We start from the raw sequence: 21,846 nt of genomic DNA, 5'->3' as shown, positions 1-21,846 counted from the left end.
TTACTTGCCGCCGCCGACCGGAATCGACTTCGTCTTCTTCTCGGCCGGGGCCAGACGAGGCACTGTGACTTTCAGAAGCCCCTTGTCGAGGTGGGCGCTGGCCTTGTCGGCATCCGCCGCGAAGGGCAGCGCCAGGCGCCGCAGGAACGTGCCCCGGCTGCATTCGACGAGATGGTACCTCTTCTTGTCGTCCTTTTCCTCGCGCTCCGTCTTGTGCTCGGCCTTTATCGTGAGCACGTCGTCCTGAATGTCGAGCGAGACGTCCTTTTCGTCAAAGCCCGGCAATTCGGCGGTCAGCTCGAGACCGGCTTCCGTTTCGGCCACGTCGACCTTGGGAATCATGAAGCCGGCCTTGTCGCCCGAAATCGCGGCCGGCAACCCGCGTCCGAAATCTTCGAGCAGGCGGTCCATTTCCTGACGGAAGCCCGAGAACGGATCCTGACCTCCGCGCGAAAGCGAGCCGAAGCCAAACGGGATGAGAGAACGAAATTCAGCCATTGCCTTTCTCCTTTCTCACTGTGTCGTGCATCTTCTCCCGCTGCGACCGGAATGCATTGACGCCCATCAAACAGCCGATGCATCCAGCCTCGCCAACACTGAGATGGGAAGTGGACAGGCAAGAGCAATCCCCCTCTTGCGAGGACGTTCAATCTCCCGGAGATGCGGCCACGGCGGCCTTTCAGGATTTTAGTTCGAAAGCGGGCTTGCCGGTCGCGCCGACAAACCGGTCGGAGTGTCGTTGACCGATCAAGGGCGTCTGCCACGCTCCATTCATTAGAGGAGGCACTGGTAAAAGCAGGGCGGGCTCAGTTTGAACGTTTCAGTTCGACCTCGATCACCCGTAATGGATTTTTCCCAACGTTGATGGCCTGATGCGTGACGTTGGCCTCGCGGAACCCGACGGTTCCAGTTTTCAAGTCAAGTGTTTCCGACTTGCCGTCGGGATAGCGAAAGATCAGACGCCCATCGTCCAGAGGGATCCCCACGTGGGCAAGGTCATGGGTGTGCATCGGAGCTTCGCGATCGCCGGGCATGAAAATGGCCTGCTTAACGCGCACCATCTCATTCTCGAAGAGTACTTGGCTGGTGCTCTTAGCTGGCGATGTCCCAGCGAAGGTGGTCACGGCAGTGGTGCCGAAAATTCCGAGAATGACGCCGCTCAGCAGCGGCCAGCGCAAAGCCAATCTCATACAGATGCCTCCTAACAAGTGGGTCAACATCGACGTTCCTTAAACGGCTAACCCGTCTCCGCAACACCTAGTAACTGTCGTCTCCACCAGCGGGCCGTCCTAGCGACACGTCCGCTCCCCCCAACTTTCCGGTCATCCAGCAGGCCGAAACTGCCTCTCGAAAGCTGCCCCGGCTGCTACCGTCCAACGCCGGTCGTCACTATCCCTGCAACAGCTCGGGCAATTTGCCCGACATCCCTCGCGCCTCGTCCATGAAGAAGCGCTTGAGGGTCGGCATGCGCTGCACCGCGCCCATGCCGAAGCGGCGCACGGCGCTGGGCAGGCGGCCGGGGATGCCGAAAAGGCGGGTGAGGCCGTCGGTCACCGACATGACCATGAAGGCATCGAGGCTGCGCCACTTCTCGTAGCGCGCGAGAAGCTGCGCGTCGCCCGGCTCGAGGCCGAGGCGCATGCCCTCGGTGAGGACTTCGACGAGGGCGCCGACATCGCGCAGGCCGAGGTTGAGGCCCTGCCCGGCGATCGGATGCATGCCGTGCGCGGCATCGCCAATCACGGCAAGGCGCTCACCGATCACCTTGCCGGCGTGGTGGAAGCGCAAGGGATAGGACATGCGCGGCGCGGCGAGTTCGATCCGGCCGAGCACGCCGTGCATCCGCGCCGCGACTTCGTTCACGAACATCGCATCAGGCATGGCGGTGATACCGGCGGCGTCCTGCTCCGCGACGGTCCAGACGAGCGCGCTGCGGTGGCGCCCCTCTTCGTCATCGCGCAGCGGCAGCAGCGCGAAGGGGCCGGCCGGATAGAAGATTTCCCAGGCGGTGTTCGCGTGCGGCTTGTCGTGGAACAGCGCGGCAACGAAAGCGCGGTGCTTGTAGTCCCACCTGGCGAGCGCGAAGCCGGCCTCGTCGCGGGTGGGCGACTGGCGTCCCTCGGCGGCGACGAGCAGGCCCGCGCCGAGCACGCGGCCATCGGACAGTTCGACTTCCACCCCATACGGACCGCGATCGCGCCGCACCGCTTCGGTCTTCACGTGCCAGGCGATGTTCGGCTCTTCCCGCGCGGCATCGAACAACGCGATGCGAAGATCGCGGTTGGCGAACATGCGGCCCAGCGAGCCTTCTTCCGGCTTTGGCGTGAAATCGATGCGCCCCGGCTTCATACCGTCGGTCACCGCGATCGAATCGATCGGGCAACCGAGCGGCTCGAGGCTTTGGGCGATGCCGATGTTGCGAAACAGGTTCCAGCTGGCGGTCGAGATCGCCGAGGCGCGCCCGTCCGCGCCTTCGGCGGTCAGGTCGGCCGGATCGGCGCGGTCGACAACATGGCTGGTGATCCCTGCGCGCGCGGCCGCCAGCGCCAGCGTCATGCCGACGAGGCCGCCGCCGAGGATGATCAGGTCGCGGCGTTCGGGCGCCGCATCTTGCTCAATCGCATTCGAGTCGCTCATCGAGAGCAGCTATCGGCCTCTCCGGCGTCGATGTCGAGACACCTGCCGTCCCATGTGCCCGCCGGTTCGGTGAGGCCGATCCGCGCGGCGAGCGTCGGAGCGATGTCGACGGTCGCGACCGGTTGCGGCTGTTCCATCGGCGTCATGCCCTTGCGCCAGAACAGGATCGGCACGCGGCGGTCATAGTCCCAGGGGCTGCCATGCGTCGCGGTATAGCCGGGGCGGGCGGGGCCGGGCACGAGCGCGCGCTTCGTCATCATCAGCACTTCGCCCGAACGCTCCGGGTCGTACGAGGCGGCGACGCGCTCGATCATCGTCCAGTCCTGCGGATCGCCGTTCGGCAGCTTGACCCCGGCCAGTTCGTCGGCGGTATAGACCGCCTCGATCTGCGGGCTCGCCTCAAGCCGGGCGACGAGCGCCGCGATGACTTTCCGCTTCTGCTCGTCGGTGAGACCGTCGGCGATCCAGATGTCGCCCGAAGCGCCCGCGCCGTAAAGCAGCGGGCCGGACCTTGCGGTAATCCCGGTATCCCTCGAAACCGCCTGCGAAAGCCCGGCGCTGGTCAGCGAGGCGTCGATGCGCCCGGCATAGGGCACGCCCTGTTCGCGCAGGCGTTCGGGCGTGTCGAGGCCGCCGTGATCGGCGGTGAGAACGGCGAGGTAGTCAATCCCGCGCGCGTCGAGCGCATCGAGCAGGGTACCGATGGCCCGGTCGACCTGGTCCATCTGGATGCACATCTCGACGCCCTCGTGCCCGAAAGCGTGGCCGATGTAATCGGTGGCCGAAAAGCTGACCGAGAGCACGTCGGTGACGTCATCCTTGCCCAGCGGCAGCTCGTCGAGCAGGCGCACCGCCATGTCGGCGGTGGCGGCGTCCATGCGCGGACTGCGGCTGAAACCGCTGAAATCGCCGGGCCTGAGCGGAAAACGGTACGTGCCGATGGTAAAGTTGCCGACTTTAGTCGCATGATCGACCGGGCCGCACCAGTCGGGCACCGGCAGCTCGCCCGCTCCCCTGGCGACCGTCGCAGCCATCGCGGCGTTCTCGGCCTTAGCGGCGGGCGAGAGCTTGCGGCCCGCGTAAGTCGCAAAGCCCTTGCCCCTGATCCAGTAGACGGCGTCCGCCGTGTGCCCGCTCATCATCACCGCCGCGCGGTCCTTGGCCGAGACGGCCACGTTGAGCGCGGCGGGATCGGCCTGCTTCATCAGGTCGCCCAGCGTCGGCGCCTTGAGGTGACCGGGCGAGACCACCGGCTCATCGGACGTGCTCTTCGGATTGCTCTCATCCTCGGCGCAATAGACCTTCTTGTCTTCGCGACCGATGGCGGGGACGAACCAGTTGTTGCCGATGATGCCCGAGCGCGAGGGATGGACGCCGGTGAGCAGCGTCGAGTGGCCGGGGCAGGTCTCGGTCGCGGCATGCGACTGGAAGCCGGAAGGAAACACCGCGCCGGTCAGCAGCCGGGCGAGACCGCGGCTGTAATGCTCGCGGTACTGCGCGAAAAGGTCGGCCGAGAACTGGTCCACCGCGATCGCCACGACGAGTTGCGGCTTGCCCTGCGGCGCGGCTGTTTCGGCTGAAGGCGCGTGTTCGGCGAGCGCCGGGGCGGCGCAAGTCAGCGCAGCAGCAAGGCCAAAGGGGACCAGGCAGCGACGCGGGGCGAAAGACATATAGGCAGGTTCCTTGAAAAGTCGGCGCATAGCGGGCAGATGCAGCCGTGGCCGGAATGAGCGTGTCTCGCAAGGCGGCCGGATGCACGGGAGCTTCATGGAACCGCGTCGCTATCGCCTGTTTGTGGCAGTCCTGTGTCGCCTGCTTGCCTTGCTCCTGCTCCCGGCGCCCGCCATGGCCGCGTCCAATCACATCGCCGCCGAACTGATCGCTCCCGCCGCCGTCGCGGCTGGCGAGGAGACCACGCTGGCGATCCACATGCGGCCCGCAAAGGGCTGGCACGGCTACTGGACCAATCCGGGCGACGCGGGCCTCGGCATGCAGCTCGACTGGTCGCTGCCCGAGGGCGCCAGTATCGGCGAACCGCAATACCCGGTGCCGCATACGCTGGTCGTCTCCGGCCTGATGAACCACGTCTACAAGAGCGACTATGCGGTGCTGGTGCCCTTCACCCCGCCCGCCGATGCCGCGCCGGGCAGCCGGCTGCCGGTGCGCGTCAAGGCGCAGTGGCTCGCCTGCACCGACGAGATCTGCGTGCCCGAACGCGCCGAGCTGGCCACGGAAGTCGTCATCGGGGGATCCGCGCCGACCGACGCGCGCTTTGCCGAATGGATGCGCCGCCTGCCCGCCCCGCTCGACGCGCCCGCGACAATGGCGATCACCGACAAGTCGCTGCGCCTCGCGATTCCGCTGCCTGCCTCGGTCGAGCTGACTGCGCCGCATGTCTTTATCGAGCAGGACAAGCTGGTCGATTACGCCGCGCCGCAGACTTTCGCGCGGCGGGGCGACCTGCTGCTGGTGACCATCCCGCGCGCGAGGTTCGCCGCGCGCGAGGCCGGGACGGTCGGCGGCGTGCTCAAGTTCGACGACGCCGGCAACGGCGTATTCTTCATCGCGCGGCCGGGCGAAGTCCCCACCGGCGGCGAGGTCATCGCCAGCGGCGGCGATCCCGTGCTGCCTGCCCTGCCGTGGCTGCTGCTGGCCGCGCTGGCGGGCGGGCTGCTGCTCAACATCATGCCCTGCGTCTTTCCGATCCTCAGCCTCAAGGCGCTGAGCCTCGCCCGTGCCGGCGAGAGCGAGGCCCATGCGCGGATCGAGGGGCTCGCCTATGCGGCGGGCGTGATCGTCGCCTGCCTCGGCCTCGGCGGTGCGCTGCTGATCCTGCGCGCCGCAGGCGAGGAAGTGGGCTGGGCCTTCCAGCTGCAGGAACCGCTGGTGGTCGTTGCGCTGCTGCTGCTGGCAAGCGCGATTACCGCCAACCTGCTGGGTGCCTTCGAGTTCGCCGTCCCGGGCTTCGTGGCCGGGAGAAGCCCGCGCAGCTACACGCAGGGCGCCTTCGCTACCGGCCTGCTCGCCGCCTTTGTCGCCACCCCCTGCACCGGACCGTTCATGGCTGGCGCGATGGGCGCCGCGCTGTTGCTGCCGGTCATGCCGGCGCTCGCGCTCTTCGCCGCGCTCGGCCTGGGCATTGCCCTGCCTTTCCTGGCGGTGGCCTTCGTGCCCGCACTGCGCCGCCGCCTGCCCCGGCCGGGACCGTGGATGAACGGCCTGCGCCGCGCGATGGCCGTGCCGATGGGCCTGACGGCGCTGGCGCTGGTATGGCTCACCTGGAAGATCGGCGGCCCCTGGTTCCTGGCCGGCGCGCTGATCTTCACGCTGCTGGTGCTCGCCGCGCTCACCGGGGCGGGCCTCGCGCAGCGCCGGGGCAAGCGCGCCCTGCCCGCCGCGCTGCTGGCCGTGTTCGCCGCCATCGCCGGCCTCTTTCTCCTGCCTCGCCCCGACCCAGGCGCCGCGCAGGTCGAAAGCGTGCTCGACACACGCCCCTTCAGCGAGGCAGCGCTCACCGACGCGCGCGCCTCGGGCAAGCCGGTGTTCGTCTACATGACCGCCGACTGGTGCCTGACCTGCAAGGTCAACGAGGAAATCGCCATCGAGCGCAAGGAGACGAAGCAGGCCTTCGAAAAGGCGGGCGTCGTGGTCCTGCGCGGAGACTGGACCCGCCGCGATCCGGAGATCACCCGCTATCTCACCGCCCACGGCGCGGCCGGGGTGCCACTCTATGTGTGGTACGCCAAGGACGGCACGGCCGAAAAGCTGCCACAGGTGCTCACGCCCGCGCTGCTGGCGGCGAAGGCGGGGAGTTAATCGAGACGCGCGGACGCGCTTATCCCGGCGGGTCTTCGACGAACGCCCTGATGTCGCCGGGCTTGCGCAGCATCTTGTCGACCTCGCCGGCGTGCACTTCTTCCGCATAGATCATCTTGCGGGCGTATTCCTCCAGCGTAACGGACTTGCCGGCCACGGCCTCCAACAATTCCCTGTACAGGGCCGTTGCCGCGCTCTCGGCCTCGAGCGACTCGCGCAGGATCGCACCGATTTCGTGCTGATGCGATTCCAGCAGCGGGCCGATCCTGAGCGATGGATGCTCGCCCAACAGAGTCACCATCTCACCCGCTTCCTGGGCATGCAGCAGCGATTCATCGGCCTGGCTTCGCAGCCATGAGACGATAGGAATTCGGCCATAGCCGTAAACCAGGAAAGAATAATGCGTGTAGCGGACGACGCCGGCCAGTTCCTGTTCAAGGATGCGGTTCAGCAGTGTGACAACGCGTTCTTTGTCGATTTCGGTCATTGGAGGCTCCTTTCAGACAGGCCCGCCCTCCCGCGCTGCTCCCATTCACCCCCGGAAGCTGGCGATTCATCCTATCATATCATCGGTGCTTCCGCATGTGATCGCAGATTCACCGCCACGACTTCGCCCGAAGGTCTCTGTCACAGCACCTGCGCCCTGCCCTCCAGCGCCAACTGATGCGGGGCCGGCCCGGCATCGCCGGATTTGCGACGAGCCGTTGCGCCGGCGGAAACCCGATCCCTCTTCCGGATATTAAACCCATGCGGGGCGGGAAGCCTCGGCGCTTCACCGAAGGGGCACAAATGCTCTGGGAGAAGGAACATGATTACCATTACCCCGCTCGAACTGACCATCGGTCTGATCGTCCTTGCAGTAATCGTCGCTGTGGGCGTGGTTTATATGCGCAAGCGGCGCGCCGACTCGCTCAAGGCGCGGTTCGGCGGCGAATACGAACGCACGGTCAAGGATGCCGGCAGCTCACATCGCGCCGAAACGATCCTGCATGAACGCGAAAAGCGGGTCGAGAGCTTCGACATCCGTCCGCTTTCGCCGGAGAGCCGCAGGCGTTACATCGAAGAATGGCGCAAGGTGCAGACACGCTTCGTCGATTCCCCGGCGGACGCAGTGACGCGCGCCGACGTGCTGCTGGGGCAGGTCATGGAGGATCGCGGCTACCCGGTCGCCGATTTCGAGCAGCGCTCCGCCGATCTTTCGGTCGATCACGGCGACGTGGTGCAGAACTACCGCGCCGGCCACACGATTGCCGAACGCCACGCACGTGGTGAGGCCGATACCGAGGATCTGCGCCAGGCCATGATCCATTATCGCGCCCTGTTTGACGACCTCGTCCACGAACCGGTCGACAGCAGCCCGGTGATCGAACACCGGGACGGCCGCGTGATCGACAAGCGCAAGAAGCGGGAGACTCATCGTGGCTGAACCCATCCAACACGAGCCAGGGACAGATGGAGCCGTTACACCCGAGAGCGTAGGCGGCACCGCCGATATCGCCCGGGCCGGCACAACCCGGGGAACCGATGCCGCCAAAGCCGGCGACGACCCGCTGTTTCCCCCCGGGGACGCGCAGGAACTCCAAACACGGTGGGAGGCTATTCAGGCAAGCTTCGTCGACGAACCGCGCCGCGCGGTCGAGGAGGCGGACACGCTGGTGGCAGGCGCGATGAAACTGCTCGCCGAGACGTTCGCGCAAGAGCGCTTCCATCTCGAAGAGCAATGGGATCGCGGCGGCGACGTCACGACCGAGGACCTGCGCATTGCCCTGAAGCGCTACCGCGCCTTCTTCGGGCGCCTGCTCGCGATCTGATCCCGCCGGCGGGAAAACGCGGATTCGCGCGTCCGGCGAGCGATCGCGGCGTGTGCCATCGAGCGCGAGGAAACGACGCAGGCCTTCAAAAGGCCGGCGTCGTTGTCCTGCGCGGAGACTGGCCCCCCGCGATCCAGAGATCCCCCGCTACCCCACGGCCCACGGCGCGGCCGGGGCGCAGTTCTATGTGTAGAACGGCAAGGACGGCAGCGCCGAAGCGCTGCCGCAGGTGCTCACGCCCGCTCTGCTGGCGGCGAAGCGCGGAACTGACGCCCCCGATCGCAGCGTCACCGTCTCCAAAGCAAGAGACCATGGAGGTTACTACGAAATTGCCAATAGCCCGAGAGTTTTTGGGCTTGTGCGCGACTTCCAGCTCGCTCAATTTGCTTAATTGATGGGTATTGAGTCGCTCGTTTGGGCTTAGCGGCGTGTATTCTGGACATCGCTGCCTCTTCCATATCGAAAAGCTCGCCAATACCGATCCTGTTGCTTTTGGCCTGCGCGACCACGACGGGCCGATCGAGACAAATTCATGGAGTAATTGGGGGAACTGATCGTCATGTTACGCAATATTCTATGCATCAGCGGCATGGTCTTGTTGGCGGGCTGCGGCGGTAGCGCCGAAGCCCCCGATGACGAGACGGCGGTCGCCGAAACGTCCGATCCGTCCGCCGAGGCGGAAGCAACGGCGTCTCCAGCCATTGCTTCTCCGAAAGTCGATTGCGGCGATTTCAAAGGTGAGACCGCGCCGAAAGGGCAGCCCGCGGACGATATACTGGGGGTGCGCCAAGGCATGACGCTGGCGCAGGTGCAGAACGTCCTGCAGTGCAAGAATTCAAGTTATGCCGTAAACACCAACGAGCGCAGCGTCTCCTTGCCGAGCGGCGGCCAGATGTCGCAAATCGACCTCAGTGCCGATTCAGGACTGGACAAGGTCAATGCGACGTTTGTCGGTCCTTCCGGGAGCGAGCAGCTGGTTCATGTCGATCGCACGATAGAGTTCACGGAAGGCAAGGAACTGCCGGTCGCCAGCATCAAGCAGGAATTGGCCGACAAGTACGGGGCCTTCGACACCAGCAAATACTACAAAGGGGATCGAGGCGAGATAGTCAGATCACGGGACGGTCAGCAGCTCAGTTCGGGCAATTCCAGCTACTCTGTCTGCCAGCGGCAGGGGGTCCAGCTCCAGCAAGCGACGCCCTGCCTGTTCGCTGTTTCCTACAGCATCCAGCGCGACGACGAGAATCCCGAACTCGCATCGAAATTTTCCGTCAACATCACAAATCACGCCAAGGCCTGGGCGATGGTGGAGGCCGGTGAGCGACAACTGTCGGCTGATGTCCAGCGCGCAAAGGAGAAGGTCTCCGAGGGCGGCCTCAATCTCTAGGCGACGTCACAGCACCTGTGCCACGTCCTCCAGCGCCTCGCGCAGCCTGGCCAGCGCCTGCGCCTTGAGCTGGTGGACGCGGGGCACCGAGACGTCCAGCACCTGCGCGATTTCGGCGAGGTTGAGTTCCTCCACGAAATAGAGCTGCACGATCAGCCGCAGCCGCTCGGGCAGGTCGGTGATGGCCGCGATCACGGCGTCGCGCATTTCCTCGTCCTCGAGCAGCGAAAGGCTGTCGGGCGTCTCGTCGGCGAAGGCCGCGTTGTGGTCCGAATAGACTTCGTCGATCGAATCGAAGCGCAGCGGCTGGCTGGAATCGCGCAAGGCGTGCAGTTCGCTCTCGTCCAGCCCCATGGCCTCGGCAAGTTCGTGCGGCAGCGGGTCGCGGCCGAGTTCGCCGCGCAGCCCCACTTCCTTGCGGGCAAGCTGGCGGCGCCGCTCGCTGGCCCCGCGCGACATCGGCACGGTGCGCCGGATCAGATCCACCATCGCGCCGCGTACGCGCATCTTGGCATAGGCGGCGAAACCGTCCTCGCCCGGGCCCTGGTGGCGCTGCGCGCATTCGGTGAGGGCGACGAGGCCGGCCTGCATCAGATCGTCGAGCTCGATGCCGGCACGCCCGGTGCCGTGGACGTGCCAGGCGAGGCGCCGGACCATCGGCAGGAATCGTCGGACCCGGTCGGCGACCTCCCCCTGGTAGCCGCCGGTCCCGCGCCGCGACTGGGCGGCGGGGATCCGGTAGGTCGGGGAGGGGCAGGGGGCGGGCGCCCGCTGCTCGAATGCGCTGTGATCTAGCTTCATGCTGCCATGCTTTCGGCTGGGTCGATGGAATCGGGATGCGGCAGGCCGGGGGCCTGATGCTGCGGGACGGGAGAGCCGATCACGTCGATGACCTCGATCGGCTGGGTCGCCGGCAGTTCGGCGATGGAAAGGACGAGACACGAGGGCGCCCGCAACCGCAGCAACGCGGCAAGCGCGCGGCGGGCGCGAGGCTGGACGATCAGCGTCAGCGGAATCGCGCCCGGCCCTCTTGCGGAGGCGAGTTCGGACACGCGCTCGCCGATCATGCGGGCCAGGTCGGGCTCGATGACGGGCTGGCCGGTCACCGGGTCCTGCATGCCCTGGACGATGGCGGCCTCCAGGTTGGCGTCGAGCGTGAGCACCGGCAGGCGCTCGTGCGGCGGGCAAACGCGGCCGACAATGAGCGCGCCGAGGTCAGCGCGGACCAGCTCGATAAGCCTGTCATGATCGACCGTCTGTTGGACCGCGCGGCTGAGGCTCTGGAGGATCGGCAGCGGGTGCGCGATGGGAATCTGGTCTTCGAGCAGGGCGCGCAGCAGACGCGTGAGCGCGGAGAGCGTGAGCGGCTGCGGGTGGATTGTCTCGACCAGCCCCGCCGAATGCTCCTTGAGCGCTTCCAGCAGGTCCTTGACCTGATCGGGGCCGAGCAGATCCTGCGGGCGTTCGGACAGGAGCTGGTTGAGGTGCGTAGCGATGACGGTGCCGGGATCGACCGTCAGGAAGCCCTCGGCCGTCGCATGGTCGCGCTGCGCGGGGTCAATCCACAGCGCCGGGCAGCCGAAGCTGGGATCGCGCGTGGCCTCGCCCTTGAGTGTGTGCCCGGGGCGCACTTCGCCGGCGTCGATGGCCAGCACTTTGTCGGCCCGGACCATCGCGCCGCCCACGTTCACGCCGCCAAGCATGATGCGGTAGTCGTGCGGCGGCATGTCGATCGCGTCGCGCATCCGGAATTGCGGCACGATGAAGCCGAAGGCCTGACTGAGCTGCTTGCGCACCCCGGTGACGCGCTGGACCAGCGGCGAGCCGCGCCGGTCGTCGACGAGCTGCACGAGGCCGTAGCCGAGCTCGATGGTGACGAGCGTGTGGTCGGACACGTCCTGAAGCTCGATCTTCTGCGGATCGACCGGCTCGGGCAATGCCTCGACCACGGGCGCGGGCCGGTCGCGGTGCTTCTTGAGCGCGTGCCACAGCCAGAACGCAAGGCCGGCGGCGGGAAGAAAGATCGACTGCGGCATGGCCGGGATCATGCCGATGGCGCCAAGCACGACGGCGACCGGCAACCAGGTGCCGGGGGCGGCAAACTGGCCGCCGATCTGCCCGGCAAGGTCGCGGCTGTCGGAAACGCGGGTGACGATGACCGCAGCCGCAATCGAAAGCAGCAGCGAGGGCACCTGCGCCACCAGCGCGTCGCCGATGGCCAGCGTCACGTAAGTCTGCGCGGCATCGCCCGCCGACATGGAATAGCTGATCATGCCGAGGCAGAAGCCGGCGATGATGTTGACGCCGAGGATCAGCAGAGCGGCGATGGCGTCGCCCTTCACGAACTTCGACGAACCGTCCATCGAGCCGTAGAAGTCCGCCTCGGTGGCGACTTCGCGGCGGCGGGCCTTGGCTTCCTCGGCGGTCAGCAGGCCGGCGGCAAGATCGGCGTCGATCGCCATCTGCTTGCCGGGCAGGGCATCGAGAGTGAAGCGCGCGGAAACTTCCGAGACACGGCCCGCGCCCTTGGTCACGACGACCAGGTTGATGATGATGAGGATCAGGAAGACAAAGATGCCGACGGCGAAATTGCCACCGATGAGAAAGGCGCCGAACGCCTCGATCACCTTGCCGGCTGCCTCTCCGCCCTCGTGCCCGTGGACCAGCACCACGCGGGTCGAGGCGACGTTGAGCGCGAGGCGCAGCAGCGTCGCGAAGAGCAGGACCGAGGGAAACGACGAGAAATCCAGCGGCTTTTTGGCGTTCATCGCGGCCATCAGGATGGCAACGGAAAGCGCGATGTTGAGCACGAAGGAAATGTCGAGGATGACAGCCGGAACCGGCACGATCATCAGCACGATCAGGATCAGGATGCCCGCCGGCAGCGCCATCGCGCCGGGATCGGAGATGCGGTTCAGCATGTTCACAGCCCGAACCTCGCAAGTTTGGCATAGGCCTCACGGACATGCGCCGGGGCGGCATCCCCGCCCGATCCGAAAGTGCCGCGAAGCGTTTCGGCCATCGATTGGCTCGCACCTTGCGGCGCCTGCCCTCTCGCGGCGTGGAACTCCTGCGCGATCGGCCCCAGCGATGATTGAGCCGGGGGCGCGGAGGCCGCCAGCATCGCGCCGGTCGAAACGCCGGCCCACTGCGCGGCGCCGCCGCCTTCCATCGCCTGCGAGACCTTGCCGCGCATGAGGTCCATCACGCCGCCGACGCTGCGCGGGGCGCCGCCCTGATAAAAGATCGAGCGATTGGCGGCCGCCGCCTTGGGCAGGATCGCCGCCGCGCTTTGCGATGGATTGCTGCTCAGCGCGGAAAGGAACTGGCTGGCCCCGGAAACGCCCAGGAAATGCGCCAGATAGAGTTCGGAAGCATCCGGCTCGCGCCCCAGCACCGAGGTCAGCTCGGCGCGGTTGTCGCTGGCAAGCTCGGCCGCCATCATCGCCGACATGTCGGCATCGTAGCGCAGCGACATGATCTGCGCGCGCGCGGCGGGATCGGCCACGCGGCCGCCGTCGATGGCCGAGCCTATCCAGTCGAGGCCGTGCCGCCCGGCGTGACGATCAAGCGTCTCGAGCCAGGTGCCCTGGGTGAACTGATAGAGCCCAGCGGCGCTGGACGTCGTCGCCTTTGCGCCCGGGTCCATGCTGGATTCGAGCTTGGCTTGCGCCATCAGGTATTTGAAATCGACGCCCGTCGCCTGGGCGGCACGCGCGATGGCGGCCTGCACTCTCGTGCCGCCTCCATTCGGGCCTCCTGCCCCACCGATGACTGGTGCATCGCTCAAATCGAAACTCCCGGTCGAAAACCAACCGGGAGTGTTTCAGCAAGGACCGTGCCAAACCGGCCCGCTAAGCAAGAATGTCAGATGCGGGCGTTCATCTGCCCGTAACGGGGCGCCGCGCTGTAGACCTGCGGGCTGCCGACCAGCGCATTGAGGCGCGTCGTGACGTTCGCGGCGATGATGTTGCGGACCTGGCGGTTTACCTCATTGAGGCGCTTCGCGGTTTCGAGCAGGCTGCGGCATTCCTCGTCGATCTCGTTCGTGCCAACAGCGCCGAGCGTGTCGCAAAGGCGATCCTTGTCGCTCGTCGCGCCGACGATCGCGTCGATGTCGAGACCGGCAAGAGCCTGCCGCTCGCCTTCCAGGACGGCAACCATCTGCCGCAACGTGTCGCGCAGTTCGTGCTGGGTCATTACTTGCCGCTCCTCAGCAGCACGCCGGCTGCAATCATGGCATCAGCGATCTTGGCCGGCACCACAGGGTATTTCCCTTCCTCGACCGCCTTGCGGATCATCTCGACACGGTCGGTATCGACCGGCGCCGCGCCCGGATCGAGCGCTTCGCTGGTTTCCACGGCCGCGCCCGCTGCCGCCGCCGATGGCCTGTCGGGCGCCGCCGTCTTGCCTGCCGAGACACCGTTGGCGCCTGGCAGCGTATCATCGCCAGCCTTGCGGGCGATCCTGGCACTGATAGCGCCGATGGCACGTACAGGTCCCACTTCCATAGGTGGCATGATGCCGCTCCATTGAAATTCCTGAACACCAGAACGGAGCGGATAAGGATCTTTTAAGGGCGCGGGGGAAAAAATTTCCAATCCGCCCGCGTGCCCATAGGGGGAAACCGAAGGTTCGCGTTCAGGGCAGGGGAACGGCTACCAGCCCGGGCCGCACAATGCGGGCGCGGATGGGGTCCGCGCGGTTCCTGGCCGCGCTGGCGGGGCGGACGTTGATCCACTCGCCCACAGCGCCGGAATCCAGCGCCTCGCCGGGCTGCGAGACGGAAAAGCCCTCACCGCTGATCGCGATCGAGATGGCATCGCCGCGCCGGATCGCGTCGGGCTGCTGCGCGGCAGCCACGTGTGCCGCCTGCCTGACAGGCACGAATATCCGCCACCCGTTCGCATCGCCGCACTGGACGACGACGCTGTCGTGCAGGGTCGTGCGCCAGGACAGCGAAAGGCCGCTGCCGCAGCGCTGGAGGCGAAGGCGCCTGTCGACCGGCGTCACGGCGCCCCCGACCGCGCCGACGGGCGCGCCGGTGAATCCGGCGACCTGACGGTCGATGGCTTCGAGATCGGCAAAGGCGCCGGTGGCGGCGGCCGCGGCGATCAGGATAAGGCCGGTGGTCATCATTTGGGTTCCCGTGGCGTGAGCTGAATTCTCACCTCGTAGCAAGCAAGCCTTGTGCCACTTCGCCTGATGAATCGAAAGCGATCACGACGCGCGAAGGCCCCTCGCCCGGCTCGATGACGATGCGCGCCGCGTGTCCTGCCCTTCCCGCCTCGCGGACGAGTCGCACGGCGGTGGCGAGCGCGCGTTCCTGGGCGCCGGGCGCGGGACCGTAGCGCGCCGTGACCGTCAGTTGCTGACGCGGATCGACCGCCTGCTGGTCCAGCCAATCGGCCAGCGGCGGCGCGCCGGGTGCGTCGACATAGACGGCAAGCGGCTCTGCCTGAAGCGGGGGAGCGGAAACCGCGTGCCCCGGATCCATCTCGCGGCTCTCGCGCGTCGCGGGCAACTGCTGGCCCACCGCCGCGGCGGTCACCATGAACAGGATCAGGGAAAGGTCGGCCAGCGCCGTCTGCCAGCCGCCCGCACGCGCACTCACGGCCTGGCGGCTCCGCCCGCCGCACCCCGCATATGCGCCGCCTGCCGCTGATCCACGGCAGGGCGCGCGTGAGACGCCGCCCGGTGATGAACCGGCAGCGCGACCACGACCTGCTCTTCCAACCAGTCGAGCACCTTCTGGCGCTCCTTCTCCTCGTGCGCGGCCGCGCGCGCGACAACGCGCGCGAGCGGCGCGAACACGATATTGCCCAGCAGCAACCCGTAGAGCGTCGTCAGCACGGCCATGGAAATGGCCCCGGCAAAGTCTCCCGAAGCACCGGAAAGCTGGCTGAGCGAGACGAGCGTGCCGGCAAGGCCGAACACGGGGGAAAGATCGGCGGCCTGGTTGAAAGTCCGTACCGCGCGCCGGTTGCGCGCGGCCCGTCGCCGTTTATGCGAAGCGTGGGCAAGCTGCAGCGCACCGATCGAGCGGCTGCCGATCAGCGCGTCGGTCGCCTCGTCGAATTCCGCGTCGCCGAAATGGTGCGGCCTCGTCCGGATCACGCCGTCGGTCTGCATCTCGCGCACGTGCACGGCAAGCTCCGCGCGCGCCAGGGCGGCATCGAAGCGCTTGCCCAGCAGCCCGAACAGGGCGGCGAGCCCCGCGCCGGTATCCGCGAAGCCGCAGCGCATCAGCGTTGCCAGCGCCGTTCCCCCCAGGACGATCAGGCCGCTGGTGGGATCGAACAGGTTGTCGATCTGCATGACGCAGGTTCTCCTTTGGAATCGAGAACGGCAGCGGCGGCGAGATTTCAGGGGGGAAAGAGCACAATTTTGCCGCCCGCCGGCAAAGCCTTGCCGCTTTGCCTGCCCCGCGCCCGGCATCCGGCAGCTTCAGGAGACGAAAACATGCGTGCTCGCGGAACTGGCACGGTGTTTGCGTAGAGCGTCAGCGGGAAAAACCTGGAGCCAAGACGAATGTCACAGGACCTGTTCGGAATTCACGGCAAGGCGCTGGAGCTTCGCTCCCAGCGCATGGGCCTGATCGCCTCGAACATCGCCAATGCCGCGACGCCGGGCTACAAGGCGCGCGACATCGATTTCGCCGCTGCGCTGCGCTCGGCGAACGGCGGCGCCGACGTCGATGCCGCCGCGCAGGCCGCGACGCTCTTTCGCGTGCCGGTGATGCCTTCGCTCGACGGCAACACGGTGGAGCTGCAGAACGAGCAGCTCGCCTTTTCGGAAAACGCGGTCGGCTATTCGACGACTCTGGAGTTCATCCGCTCGCGCGTCGACACCGTCAAGCGCTCGCTGCGGGGCGAATGACGATGGCCGGCCAGCCCTTCACCATCTTCGACCTCGCGCAGCGCGGTATGTCCGCGCAGCTCGTGCGCATGAACGCCGCCGCGTCCAACCTCGCCAACGCCGGCACCGTCTCGGCCAGCGAGGCGGAAGCCTATAAGCCGATCCGCGCCGTCTTTGCCGAAAGCCTCGATCAGGCCAGCGGCCTTGCCACCGTCCAGGTGCAGGGCGTGGTCCGCGAACAGGCCGCGGCAGTGCGCGAACACAATCCTGACCACCCGCTCGCCGACGAGAACGGCGATGTCTGGGCAGCTCCCGTCGACGAGAACGCGGAGATGGTCGAGATGCTGGAAGCCTCGCGTCAGTACCAGAACCTGGTCGAGGCCCTGTCCACCGCCAAGCAACTCATGCTCGACACGATGAGGCTCAAATGACCGTGACTTCCACCAGTTCCGCGAGCGCGGCGACGAACACCTCGTCCATCGCCAAGACCACGCTTTCAGCGCTCGACCAGGGCGACTTCCTCAAGCTCATGCTCACGCAGATGCAGCAGCAGGATCCGTTCAACCCGACCGACCAGACCGAGATGCTGGCCCAGATGGCCCAGTTCTCGTCCCTCGCGGGCACGACCGAGATGTCCGACACGCTGAGCGCCATTTCCGCCAAGCTCGACACGCTCGTCACCGCGCAGACCGCCACCAACCAGACGGTCACCGCGCTCGCGAAGCAGGTCGCCGCTTCATCCATCACCGATACCACGACCACCGCCTGATCCGCATTTTCAGGAGACTTATGCCATGTCCTTCTACACTTCGCTTACCGGCCTCAAGAATTCGCAGACCGACCTCAACGTCATCTCGAACAACATCGCCAACGCCGAAACCAGCGGCTTCAAGAAGAGCAACGCCTCTTTCGCCGACATCGTTTCCAACTCGGTGTTCGCCGATGCCAAGATGACCGTGGGCATCGGCGCGCGCGTCGCGTCGATCACGCAGAACTTCGGGCTCGGCGCGATCGAGCAGACCGGCAACGCGCTCGACGTCGCGATTAACGGCGACGGCTTCTTCACCGTGGTCTCGCCGGTCTCCGGGCAGACCGAATTTACCCGCGCCGGCGCTTTCACCGTCGACGGCGATGGTTACGTCAACACGCCCCAAGGCGCGCGCCTCCAGGTCTTCCCGGTGGATGCGAACGGCGCGATCACATCCACGACCGCCCTGCAGGACGTCCAGATCCCGGCGACCAATGCCGGGGGCGCGGAATTCGCGGGCGTGAGCATCAGCGCCAATGGCGACGTACTCGCCACTTATGCCGACGGGACCAACACCTCGGTCGGCGTGGTCGCGATGGCCTCGTTCGTCGCTCCGACGGGGCTCAAGCAGGTCGGCAACGCGGGCTGGGAGGCGACCGGCATCTCGGGCGCCGCGAGCTACGGCCAGCCCGGTTCCGGCCTTTACGGCGATCTCCTGTCGGGCTCGATCGAGCGCTCGAACGTCGACATCGCCGAGGAACTCGTTGCCCTGATCACCGCGCAGCGCAACTTCCAGGCCAACGCCAAGGCCGTCGATACGGCCACGCAGATCTCGCAGACCATCATCAACCTGCGGAACTGACGTCTCGTAAGGACCTGACCCCATGGACCGGCTGATCTACACCGCCATTTCCGGCATGAACGCTTCGATGACGCGCGAGCGCGTCATCGCCAGCAACATGGCCAATTCCCAGACCATCGGCTTTCGCAAGGAGATGATCCAGGCGACGCCGATGACGCTGGACGGCTCGCAGTTGGAAGCGCGCGCGATGACCAGCACGGTAGTGCGCGGCGCCTCGATGAAGGAAGGCGCGGTGACGAACACCGGCAACCCGCTCGACATCGCGCTCGAAGGCGATGCCATGCTCGCGCTCCAGGCTTACGACGGCGGCGAATCCTATACCCGCCGCGGCGACCTTTCCGTCTCGGTCACCGGCGTGATCGAGAACGGCGATGGCCTGCCGGTCCTGGGGGACAACGGCCCGGTCACGGTCCCGCCCGGTTCGCAGATCACCATCGCGCCCGATGGCGGCGTGCTGGTGACCGATCCGGCGACGCCCGACCAGCCGCCGGTGCGGCTCGACCGGCTGAAGCTGGTCAGCACCGCCGGATCGCAGATCGAAAAGGACATTGCCGGCCAGTTCCGCGTACGTGGCGGCGGCGTCCTGCCGATCGACGAGAACGCGCGCCTGATTCCCGGCGCGCTCGAACAGTCGAACGTCAACGCATCGGAAGTGCTGGTCGAGATGATCTCCGCCCAGCGCCTTTTCGACATGCGCACCAAGCTCGTCGAAACCGCCAAGCAGCTCGACGAAGGCAGTGCCCGTCTCATGCGCATTGATAGCTGAGGAAGAGAAAAGCCATGCCCAGTTCCGCACTCCAGGTGGCCCGTACCGGTCTCGAAGCGCAAGACCAGCGCATGCGTGTCATCGCCAATAACCTGGCGAACGTCGGCACCACCGCCTTCAAGCGCGACCGCGCCAACTTCGCGACGCTCGCCTATCAGGACAGCCGCGTGGCCGGCGCCGATTCCTCGACCGAGACGACTTACGCCACCGGGCTCAACCTCGGCACCGGCGTCGCCGTGCAGTCGACCACGCGCATGGAAACGCAAGGGTCGCTGGAGACCACCGGCAACTCGTTCGACCTCGCGCTCGACGGCACCGGCTATTTCCAGGTGCAGATGCCCGGCGGCCAGCTCGGCTATACCCGCGCCGGCAATTTCACGCGCTCGGCGGACGGCCAGCTCGTGACCGCGCAGGGCTACGCCTTGCAGCCGCCGATCACCGTACCCGCCGAGGCGACCTCGATCACCATCTCGACCGACGGCACCGTTTCGGCGCAGATCGCCGGCGAGGCCGAGCCGACGCAGCTCGGCCAGATCACGATTGCCAGCTTCACCAATCCGGGCGGCCTGCAGGCCGGCGCGGACAACTTCATGCTCGAAACCGCCGCAAGCGGCCCGGCCCAGATCGGCGCGGCCGGCGAGCAGGGGCGCGGCCAGATCCGCCAGGGCATGCTCGAAGCCTCCAACGTCAACATCGTCGAGGAACTGGTCAACATGATCGAGACCCAGCGCGCCTACGAGATCAACTCCAAGATGATCTCGGCGGTCGACGAAATGCTGCAGAACGCCAACCAGACGCTGTGATTGCCATGCTCCACAAAACCCTTATCGCCGCCGCCGCGCTCTGCGTGCTTACCGCCGGGCCGGCCGATGCGCGGAAGAAGGACGGGCTCTCCGGTTTCGAACCGACGCTGCCCCTTGCGCGCCCCGCCGCGCCGGCCGCGCCGACCGGCGGCATCTTCAACGTCTCGGCGGGTTATGCGCCGCTCTACGAAGGCAACCGCGCCCGCATGGTCGGCGATCCGGTGACGATCCTTCTGGTAGAAGCGACCACCGCGTCCAAGGCGGTCAGCTCGAAAAGCCAGAAGAGCGGCGGCGCCTCGATCATCCCGCCGACGGCCGGCCCTCTGTCGTTCCTCAATCCCGACGCGCTTAAAGCCAGCAGCTCCTCGACCTTTAACGGCCAGGGAACCGCGGGGCAGACGAGTTCGCTCGCCTCGACGCTTTCCGTCACCATCGCCGAAGTGCGCCCCAATGGCACCGCGCTCGTCAAAGGGGAAAAGCAGATGTTGCTCAGCCAGGGCGATGAATGGGTCCGCTTCTCGGGCATCATTCGCCTCTCCGACATCGACCAGGAGAACGCGATCTTCTCGAGCCGCGTGGCCGATGCGAAAATCGAATATTCGGGCAAGGGCGCCCTCCAGCGCGCGAGCCGCCAGGGCTGGCTCGGCAAGTTCTTCAACATGATCTCGCCGTTCTGAGGAGGGTGTGATGGAACTTTCGATCCCGAAGGCGATCGCCCACCTTCTCTCCTCCCGCTGGCGGGAGGGGAAGCTCTGGGTCAGCTTGCTTTGCGCGCTGATGGTGTTCGTGCCGACCATCGCCCATGCCGAACGCGTGCGCGATCTCGGGCAGTTCCAGGGCGTGCGCTCGAACCAGCTGACCGGCTACGGCATCGTCGTGGGCCTGCCCGGCACCGGTGACGACAACCTCGAATACCTGACCCAGGCGATGAAAGGCGTGTCGGGCCGCATGGGCCTGCAGCTCCCGCCTGGAGTCTCGCCCGGCCTGAAAAACGCGGCGGCAGTGATGATTACCGCCGACCTGCCCGCCTTCGCCAAGCCCGGCCAGCGGATCGACGTTACCGTCTCCACCATCGGCAAGGCCAAATCCCTGCGCGGCGGCGCCCTCATCATGACTCCGCTCTACGGTGCGGACGGCCAGATCTACGCCATGGCCCAGGGCAACCTCGCGGTCGGCGGCCTCGGTGTTTCGGCCAAGGACGGCTCCAACCTCACCGTCAACATTCCGACCGTCGGGCGCATCGCCGACGGCGCCAGCGTAGAGCGCGCCGTCGCTACCGGCTTCGACAGCGAACCCATGCTGCGCTGGAACCTGTTCAATGCGGACTTCCTGACCGCCGCGCGCGTGCGCGACGCGATCAACCGCCGCATGCCGGGAACCGCCTCGGTCGAGGACGGCGTCACGCTCGCCCTGCGCCTGCCGCCCGATTCGAACACCCGCGCCAGCGTCATGGCCGCGATCGAAATGATCGAGATCGAACCGGCGGAAACGGCGGCGCGCGTCATCGTCAACAGCCGTACCGGCACAGTCGTCATCAACAGCGCGGTTCGCCTCTCGCCCGCCGCGATCGCGCACGGCAAGCTGACCGTGCGCATCGACGAGGATCCCACCGTGATCCAGCCCGCGCCGTTCAGCCGGGGCAGGACCGCCGTAGAGGAAAACAGCGATATCTCGCTGGAGGAAGAAAAGCGCTCCGTCGCAATGTTCAAGCCCGGCGCCTCGCTCTCCTCGGTGGTCGATGCGCTCAACATACTGGGCGTCACCCCTTCGGATCTGGTGGCGATCCTCGAGGCGCTGAAACAGGCCGGCGCACTCAAGGCCGAGATGGTGGTGATATGAGCGTCATCCTCCCCACCCTTCCGGGCCTGACCGCCGCGCCTCAGGCGACCGACCGCGAAAAGCTGCACGCCACGGCCAAGCAGTTCGAGGCGATCTTCGTGCGCCAGATGCTCGCCGCCGCGCGCAAGACCGACTTCGGCGGCGATGCGTTCGGCAGTCAGGCGATGCAGACTTTCCGTCAGCTGCAGGACGAACACTTCGCCGATGTCGCGGCCGGCACCGGCTCGCTCGGCCTCGCCACGATCATCGAGGCGCAGATGGCGCGCTATCTGCCCGCCGAAACCACGCCTGCCGAAGGCGCCGAGGCGAAAGGATAGGC

General features: G+C 66.6%; 26 protein-coding genes. 13 read left to right on the top strand and 13 right to left on the bottom strand.

The window, feature by feature from the left end:
- The 4 genes from IEX32_RS05050 to IEX32_RS05035 all read right to left on the bottom strand — a co-directional run bounded on the left by IEX32_RS05050 (window position 1) and on the right by IEX32_RS05035 (window position 4,307).
- A complete protein-coding gene (locus IEX32_RS05050) occupies window positions 1-498 on the bottom strand; it encodes an Hsp20/alpha crystallin family protein (protein WP_188769121.1) in 498 nt (165 codons plus the stop codon).
- Between the two features lie 308 nt (window positions 499-806).
- Window positions 807-1,190, bottom strand: a complete 384-nt coding sequence (locus IEX32_RS05045) for a cupin domain-containing protein (RefSeq protein WP_188769119.1) — start codon at window positions 1,188-1,190, stop codon at window positions 807-809.
- A gap of 199 nt (window positions 1,191-1,389) precedes the next feature.
- Window positions 1,390-2,637, bottom strand: a complete 1,248-nt coding sequence (locus IEX32_RS05040; protein ID WP_188769117.1) for a UbiH/UbiF/VisC/COQ6 family ubiquinone biosynthesis hydroxylase — start codon at window positions 2,635-2,637, stop codon at window positions 1,390-1,392.
- Window positions 2,634-4,307, bottom strand: coding sequence for an alkaline phosphatase family protein (locus IEX32_RS05035; RefSeq protein WP_188769116.1), 1,674 nt, complete (start codon window positions 4,305-4,307; stop codon window positions 2,634-2,636). Before IEX32_RS05035 ends, IEX32_RS05040 begins: the two co-directional genes overlap by 4 nt.
- A 97-nt stretch (window positions 4,308-4,404) precedes the next feature.
- On the opposite strand from IEX32_RS05035, the gene IEX32_RS05030 reads away from it, so the two are divergent.
- Entirely contained in the window at window positions 4,405-6,453 is a 2,049-nt protein-coding gene (locus tag IEX32_RS05030; RefSeq protein ID WP_188769115.1) for a protein-disulfide reductase DsbD family protein, read from the top strand.
- A gap of 19 nt (window positions 6,454-6,472) precedes the next feature.
- Here the strand turns inward: IEX32_RS05030 and IEX32_RS05025 are convergent, their stop codons facing one another.
- Window positions 6,473-6,940: a ferritin-like domain-containing protein gene (locus IEX32_RS05025; RefSeq protein ID WP_188769114.1), complete on the bottom strand. Its 468-nt coding sequence runs from the start codon at window positions 6,938-6,940 to the stop codon at window positions 6,473-6,475.
- Window positions 6,941-7,261: 321 nt separating this feature from the next.
- On the opposite strand from IEX32_RS05025, the gene IEX32_RS05020 reads away from it, so the two are divergent.
- The 3 genes from IEX32_RS05020 to IEX32_RS05010 all read left to right on the top strand — a co-directional run bounded on the left by IEX32_RS05020 (window position 7,262) and on the right by IEX32_RS05010 (window position 9,651).
- Window positions 7,262-7,879 (top strand): hypothetical protein, encoded by a 618-nt coding sequence (locus IEX32_RS05020; RefSeq protein WP_188769112.1) that lies wholly within the window; start codon window positions 7,262-7,264, stop codon window positions 7,877-7,879.
- Window positions 7,872-8,264 carry a hypothetical protein gene (locus tag IEX32_RS05015; RefSeq protein WP_229736094.1) on the top strand — a complete coding sequence of 131 codons (393 nt, stop codon included), beginning with the start codon at window positions 7,872-7,874 and terminating at the stop codon, window positions 8,262-8,264. Before IEX32_RS05020 ends, IEX32_RS05015 begins: the two co-directional genes overlap by 8 nt.
- A 541-nt stretch (window positions 8,265-8,805) precedes the next feature.
- Window positions 8,806-9,651, top strand: a complete 846-nt coding sequence (locus IEX32_RS05010) for a hypothetical protein (protein ID WP_188769110.1) — start codon at window positions 8,806-8,808, stop codon at window positions 9,649-9,651.
- 6 nt (window positions 9,652-9,657) lie between these two features.
- On the opposite strand, the gene IEX32_RS05005 is transcribed toward IEX32_RS05010, so the two are convergent.
- The 8 genes from IEX32_RS05005 to IEX32_RS04970 form a co-directional block, all read right to left on the bottom strand.
- Entirely contained in the window at window positions 9,658-10,452 is a 795-nt protein-coding gene (locus IEX32_RS05005; protein ID WP_188769108.1) for a sigma-70 family RNA polymerase sigma factor, read from the bottom strand.
- Complete coding sequence (locus IEX32_RS05000) at window positions 10,449-12,572, bottom strand: flagellar biosynthesis protein FlhA (RefSeq protein ID WP_188769106.1); 2,124 nt, start codon at window positions 12,570-12,572, stop codon at window positions 10,449-10,451. Before IEX32_RS05000 ends, IEX32_RS05005 begins: the two co-directional genes overlap by 4 nt.
- A 2-nt stretch (window positions 12,573-12,574) precedes the next feature.
- Window positions 12,575-13,441, bottom strand: a complete 867-nt coding sequence (locus IEX32_RS04995; RefSeq protein WP_229736085.1) for a transglycosylase SLT domain-containing protein — start codon at window positions 13,439-13,441, stop codon at window positions 12,575-12,577.
- A gap of 77 nt (window positions 13,442-13,518) precedes the next feature.
- Window positions 13,519-13,851: a flagellar protein FlgN gene (locus IEX32_RS04990; protein ID WP_229736077.1), complete on the bottom strand. Its 333-nt coding sequence runs from the start codon at window positions 13,849-13,851 to the stop codon at window positions 13,519-13,521.
- Window positions 13,851-14,171, bottom strand: coding sequence for a flagellar biosynthesis anti-sigma factor FlgM (gene flgM / locus IEX32_RS04985; protein WP_188769104.1), 321 nt, complete (start codon window positions 14,169-14,171; stop codon window positions 13,851-13,853). The genes IEX32_RS04990 and flgM overlap by 1 nt, the downstream gene beginning before the upstream one ends.
- Before the next feature lie 121 nt (window positions 14,172-14,292).
- Window positions 14,293-14,787 carry a flagella basal body P-ring formation protein FlgA gene (locus IEX32_RS04980; RefSeq protein ID WP_188769097.1) on the bottom strand — a complete coding sequence of 165 codons (495 nt, stop codon included), beginning with the start codon at window positions 14,785-14,787 and terminating at the stop codon, window positions 14,293-14,295.
- Between the two features lie 31 nt (window positions 14,788-14,818).
- Window positions 14,819-15,265 carry a hypothetical protein gene (locus IEX32_RS04975; protein ID WP_188769090.1) on the bottom strand — a complete coding sequence of 149 codons (447 nt, stop codon included), beginning with the start codon at window positions 15,263-15,265 and terminating at the stop codon, window positions 14,819-14,821.
- Window positions 15,262-15,969, bottom strand: a complete 708-nt coding sequence (locus IEX32_RS04970; RefSeq protein WP_188769088.1) for a MotA/TolQ/ExbB proton channel family protein — start codon at window positions 15,967-15,969, stop codon at window positions 15,262-15,264. Before IEX32_RS04970 ends, IEX32_RS04975 begins: the two co-directional genes overlap by 4 nt.
- 213 nt (window positions 15,970-16,182) lie before the next feature.
- On the opposite strand from IEX32_RS04970, the gene flgB reads away from it, so the two are divergent.
- From flgB to IEX32_RS04925, 9 genes are all read left to right on the top strand, one after another.
- Window positions 16,183-16,530: a flagellar basal body rod protein FlgB gene (gene flgB / locus IEX32_RS04965; protein ID WP_188769086.1), complete on the top strand. Its 348-nt coding sequence runs from the start codon at window positions 16,183-16,185 to the stop codon at window positions 16,528-16,530.
- 2 nt (window positions 16,531-16,532) lie between these two features.
- Window positions 16,533-16,940 carry a flagellar basal body rod protein FlgC gene (gene flgC, locus IEX32_RS04960; RefSeq protein ID WP_188769084.1) on the top strand — a complete coding sequence of 136 codons (408 nt, stop codon included), beginning with the start codon at window positions 16,533-16,535 and terminating at the stop codon, window positions 16,938-16,940.
- Entirely contained in the window at window positions 16,937-17,278 is a 342-nt protein-coding gene (locus tag IEX32_RS04955; RefSeq protein WP_188769082.1) for a flagellar hook assembly protein FlgD, read from the top strand. The genes flgC and IEX32_RS04955 overlap by 4 nt, the downstream gene beginning before the upstream one ends.
- Window positions 17,279-17,303: 25 nt before the next feature.
- Complete coding sequence (locus tag IEX32_RS04950) at window positions 17,304-18,119, top strand: flagellar hook-basal body complex protein (RefSeq protein WP_188769080.1); 816 nt, start codon at window positions 17,304-17,306, stop codon at window positions 18,117-18,119.
- A 22-nt stretch (window positions 18,120-18,141) separates the two neighbouring features.
- The gene (locus IEX32_RS04945; protein WP_188769078.1) at window positions 18,142-18,885 is read left to right on the top strand and encodes a flagellar basal body rod protein FlgF; all 744 of its coding nucleotides are present in this window, start codon (window positions 18,142-18,144) and stop codon (window positions 18,883-18,885) included.
- Between the two features lie 14 nt (window positions 18,886-18,899).
- On the top strand, window positions 18,900-19,688 hold the full coding sequence (gene flgG, locus IEX32_RS04940; RefSeq protein ID WP_188769070.1) for a flagellar basal-body rod protein FlgG: 789 nt from the start codon (window positions 18,900-18,902) through the stop codon (window positions 19,686-19,688).
- Between the two features lie 5 nt (window positions 19,689-19,693).
- Window positions 19,694-20,365 (top strand): flagellar basal body L-ring protein FlgH, encoded by a 672-nt coding sequence (locus IEX32_RS04935; protein ID WP_188769068.1) that lies wholly within the window; start codon window positions 19,694-19,696, stop codon window positions 20,363-20,365.
- A 100-nt stretch (window positions 20,366-20,465) separates the two neighbouring features.
- On the top strand, window positions 20,466-21,527 hold the full coding sequence (locus IEX32_RS04930) for a flagellar basal body P-ring protein FlgI (protein ID WP_229736126.1): 1,062 nt from the start codon (window positions 20,466-20,468) through the stop codon (window positions 21,525-21,527).
- On the top strand, window positions 21,524-21,844 hold the full coding sequence (locus tag IEX32_RS04925; protein WP_188769064.1) for a rod-binding protein: 321 nt from the start codon (window positions 21,524-21,526) through the stop codon (window positions 21,842-21,844). The genes IEX32_RS04930 and IEX32_RS04925 overlap by 4 nt, the downstream gene beginning before the upstream one ends.
- Window positions 21,845-21,846 lie beyond the last annotated feature (2 nt).

Source organism: Novosphingobium endophyticum (assembly GCF_014640675.1).
In the GTDB taxonomy this organism is placed as follows: Bacteria; Pseudomonadota; Alphaproteobacteria; order Sphingomonadales; family Sphingomonadaceae; genus Novosphingobium; species Novosphingobium endophyticum.
The sequence above is the reverse complement of the archived record's forward strand: the minus strand, read 5'-3'. Positions and strand labels throughout refer to the sequence as shown.

What these genes read in the sequence shown, in the direction of transcription:
- IEX32_RS04970 (WP_188769088.1), bottom strand. Translation starts at nt 15,969, where the DNA reads ATGCAGATCGACAACCTGTTCGATCCCACCAGCGGCCTGATCGTCCTG.
- IEX32_RS05005 (WP_188769108.1), bottom strand. Translation starts at nt 10,452, where the DNA reads ATGAAGCTAGATCACAGCGCATTCGAGCAGCGGGCGCCCGCCCCCTGC.
- IEX32_RS04950 (WP_188769080.1), top strand. Translation starts at nt 17,304, where the DNA reads ATGTCCTTCTACACTTCGCTTACCGGCCTCAAGAATTCGCAGACCGAC.
- IEX32_RS04980 (WP_188769097.1), bottom strand. Translation starts at nt 14,787, where the DNA reads ATGACCACCGGCCTTATCCTGATCGCCGCGGCCGCCGCCACCGGCGCC.
- flgG (WP_188769070.1), top strand. Translation starts at nt 18,900, where the DNA reads ATGCCCAGTTCCGCACTCCAGGTGGCCCGTACCGGTCTCGAAGCGCAA.
- IEX32_RS04935 (WP_188769068.1), top strand. Translation starts at nt 19,694, where the DNA reads ATGCTCCACAAAACCCTTATCGCCGCCGCCGCGCTCTGCGTGCTTACC.
- IEX32_RS05030 (WP_188769115.1), top strand. Translation starts at nt 4,405, where the DNA reads ATGGAACCGCGTCGCTATCGCCTGTTTGTGGCAGTCCTGTGTCGCCTG.
- flgC (WP_188769084.1), top strand. Translation starts at nt 16,533, where the DNA reads ATGGCCGGCCAGCCCTTCACCATCTTCGACCTCGCGCAGCGCGGTATG.
- IEX32_RS04925 (WP_188769064.1), top strand. Translation starts at nt 21,524, where the DNA reads ATGAGCGTCATCCTCCCCACCCTTCCGGGCCTGACCGCCGCGCCTCAG.
- IEX32_RS05035 (WP_188769116.1), bottom strand. Translation starts at nt 4,307, where the DNA reads ATGTCTTTCGCCCCGCGTCGCTGCCTGGTCCCCTTTGGCCTTGCTGCT.
- IEX32_RS05000 (WP_188769106.1), bottom strand. Translation starts at nt 12,572, where the DNA reads ATGCTGAACCGCATCTCCGATCCCGGCGCGATGGCGCTGCCGGCGGGC.
- IEX32_RS05020 (WP_188769112.1), top strand. Translation starts at nt 7,262, where the DNA reads ATGATTACCATTACCCCGCTCGAACTGACCATCGGTCTGATCGTCCTT.
- IEX32_RS05050 (WP_188769121.1), bottom strand. Translation starts at nt 498, where the DNA reads ATGGCTGAATTTCGTTCTCTCATCCCGTTTGGCTTCGGCTCGCTTTCG.
- flgM (WP_188769104.1), bottom strand. Translation starts at nt 14,171, where the DNA reads ATGCCACCTATGGAAGTGGGACCTGTACGTGCCATCGGCGCTATCAGT.
- IEX32_RS04990 (WP_229736077.1), bottom strand. Translation starts at nt 13,851, where the DNA reads ATGACCCAGCACGAACTGCGCGACACGTTGCGGCAGATGGTTGCCGTC.
- IEX32_RS04955 (WP_188769082.1), top strand. Translation starts at nt 16,937, where the DNA reads ATGACCGTGACTTCCACCAGTTCCGCGAGCGCGGCGACGAACACCTCG.
- flgB (WP_188769086.1), top strand. Translation starts at nt 16,183, where the DNA reads ATGTCACAGGACCTGTTCGGAATTCACGGCAAGGCGCTGGAGCTTCGC.
- IEX32_RS05045 (WP_188769119.1), bottom strand. Translation starts at nt 1,190, where the DNA reads ATGAGATTGGCTTTGCGCTGGCCGCTGCTGAGCGGCGTCATTCTCGGA.
- IEX32_RS05040 (WP_188769117.1), bottom strand. Translation starts at nt 2,637, where the DNA reads ATGAGCGACTCGAATGCGATTGAGCAAGATGCGGCGCCCGAACGCCGC.
- IEX32_RS04930 (WP_229736126.1), top strand. Translation starts at nt 20,466, where the DNA reads ATGGTGTTCGTGCCGACCATCGCCCATGCCGAACGCGTGCGCGATCTC.
- IEX32_RS05025 (WP_188769114.1), bottom strand. Translation starts at nt 6,940, where the DNA reads ATGACCGAAATCGACAAAGAACGCGTTGTCACACTGCTGAACCGCATC.
- IEX32_RS04945 (WP_188769078.1), top strand. Translation starts at nt 18,142, where the DNA reads ATGGACCGGCTGATCTACACCGCCATTTCCGGCATGAACGCTTCGATG.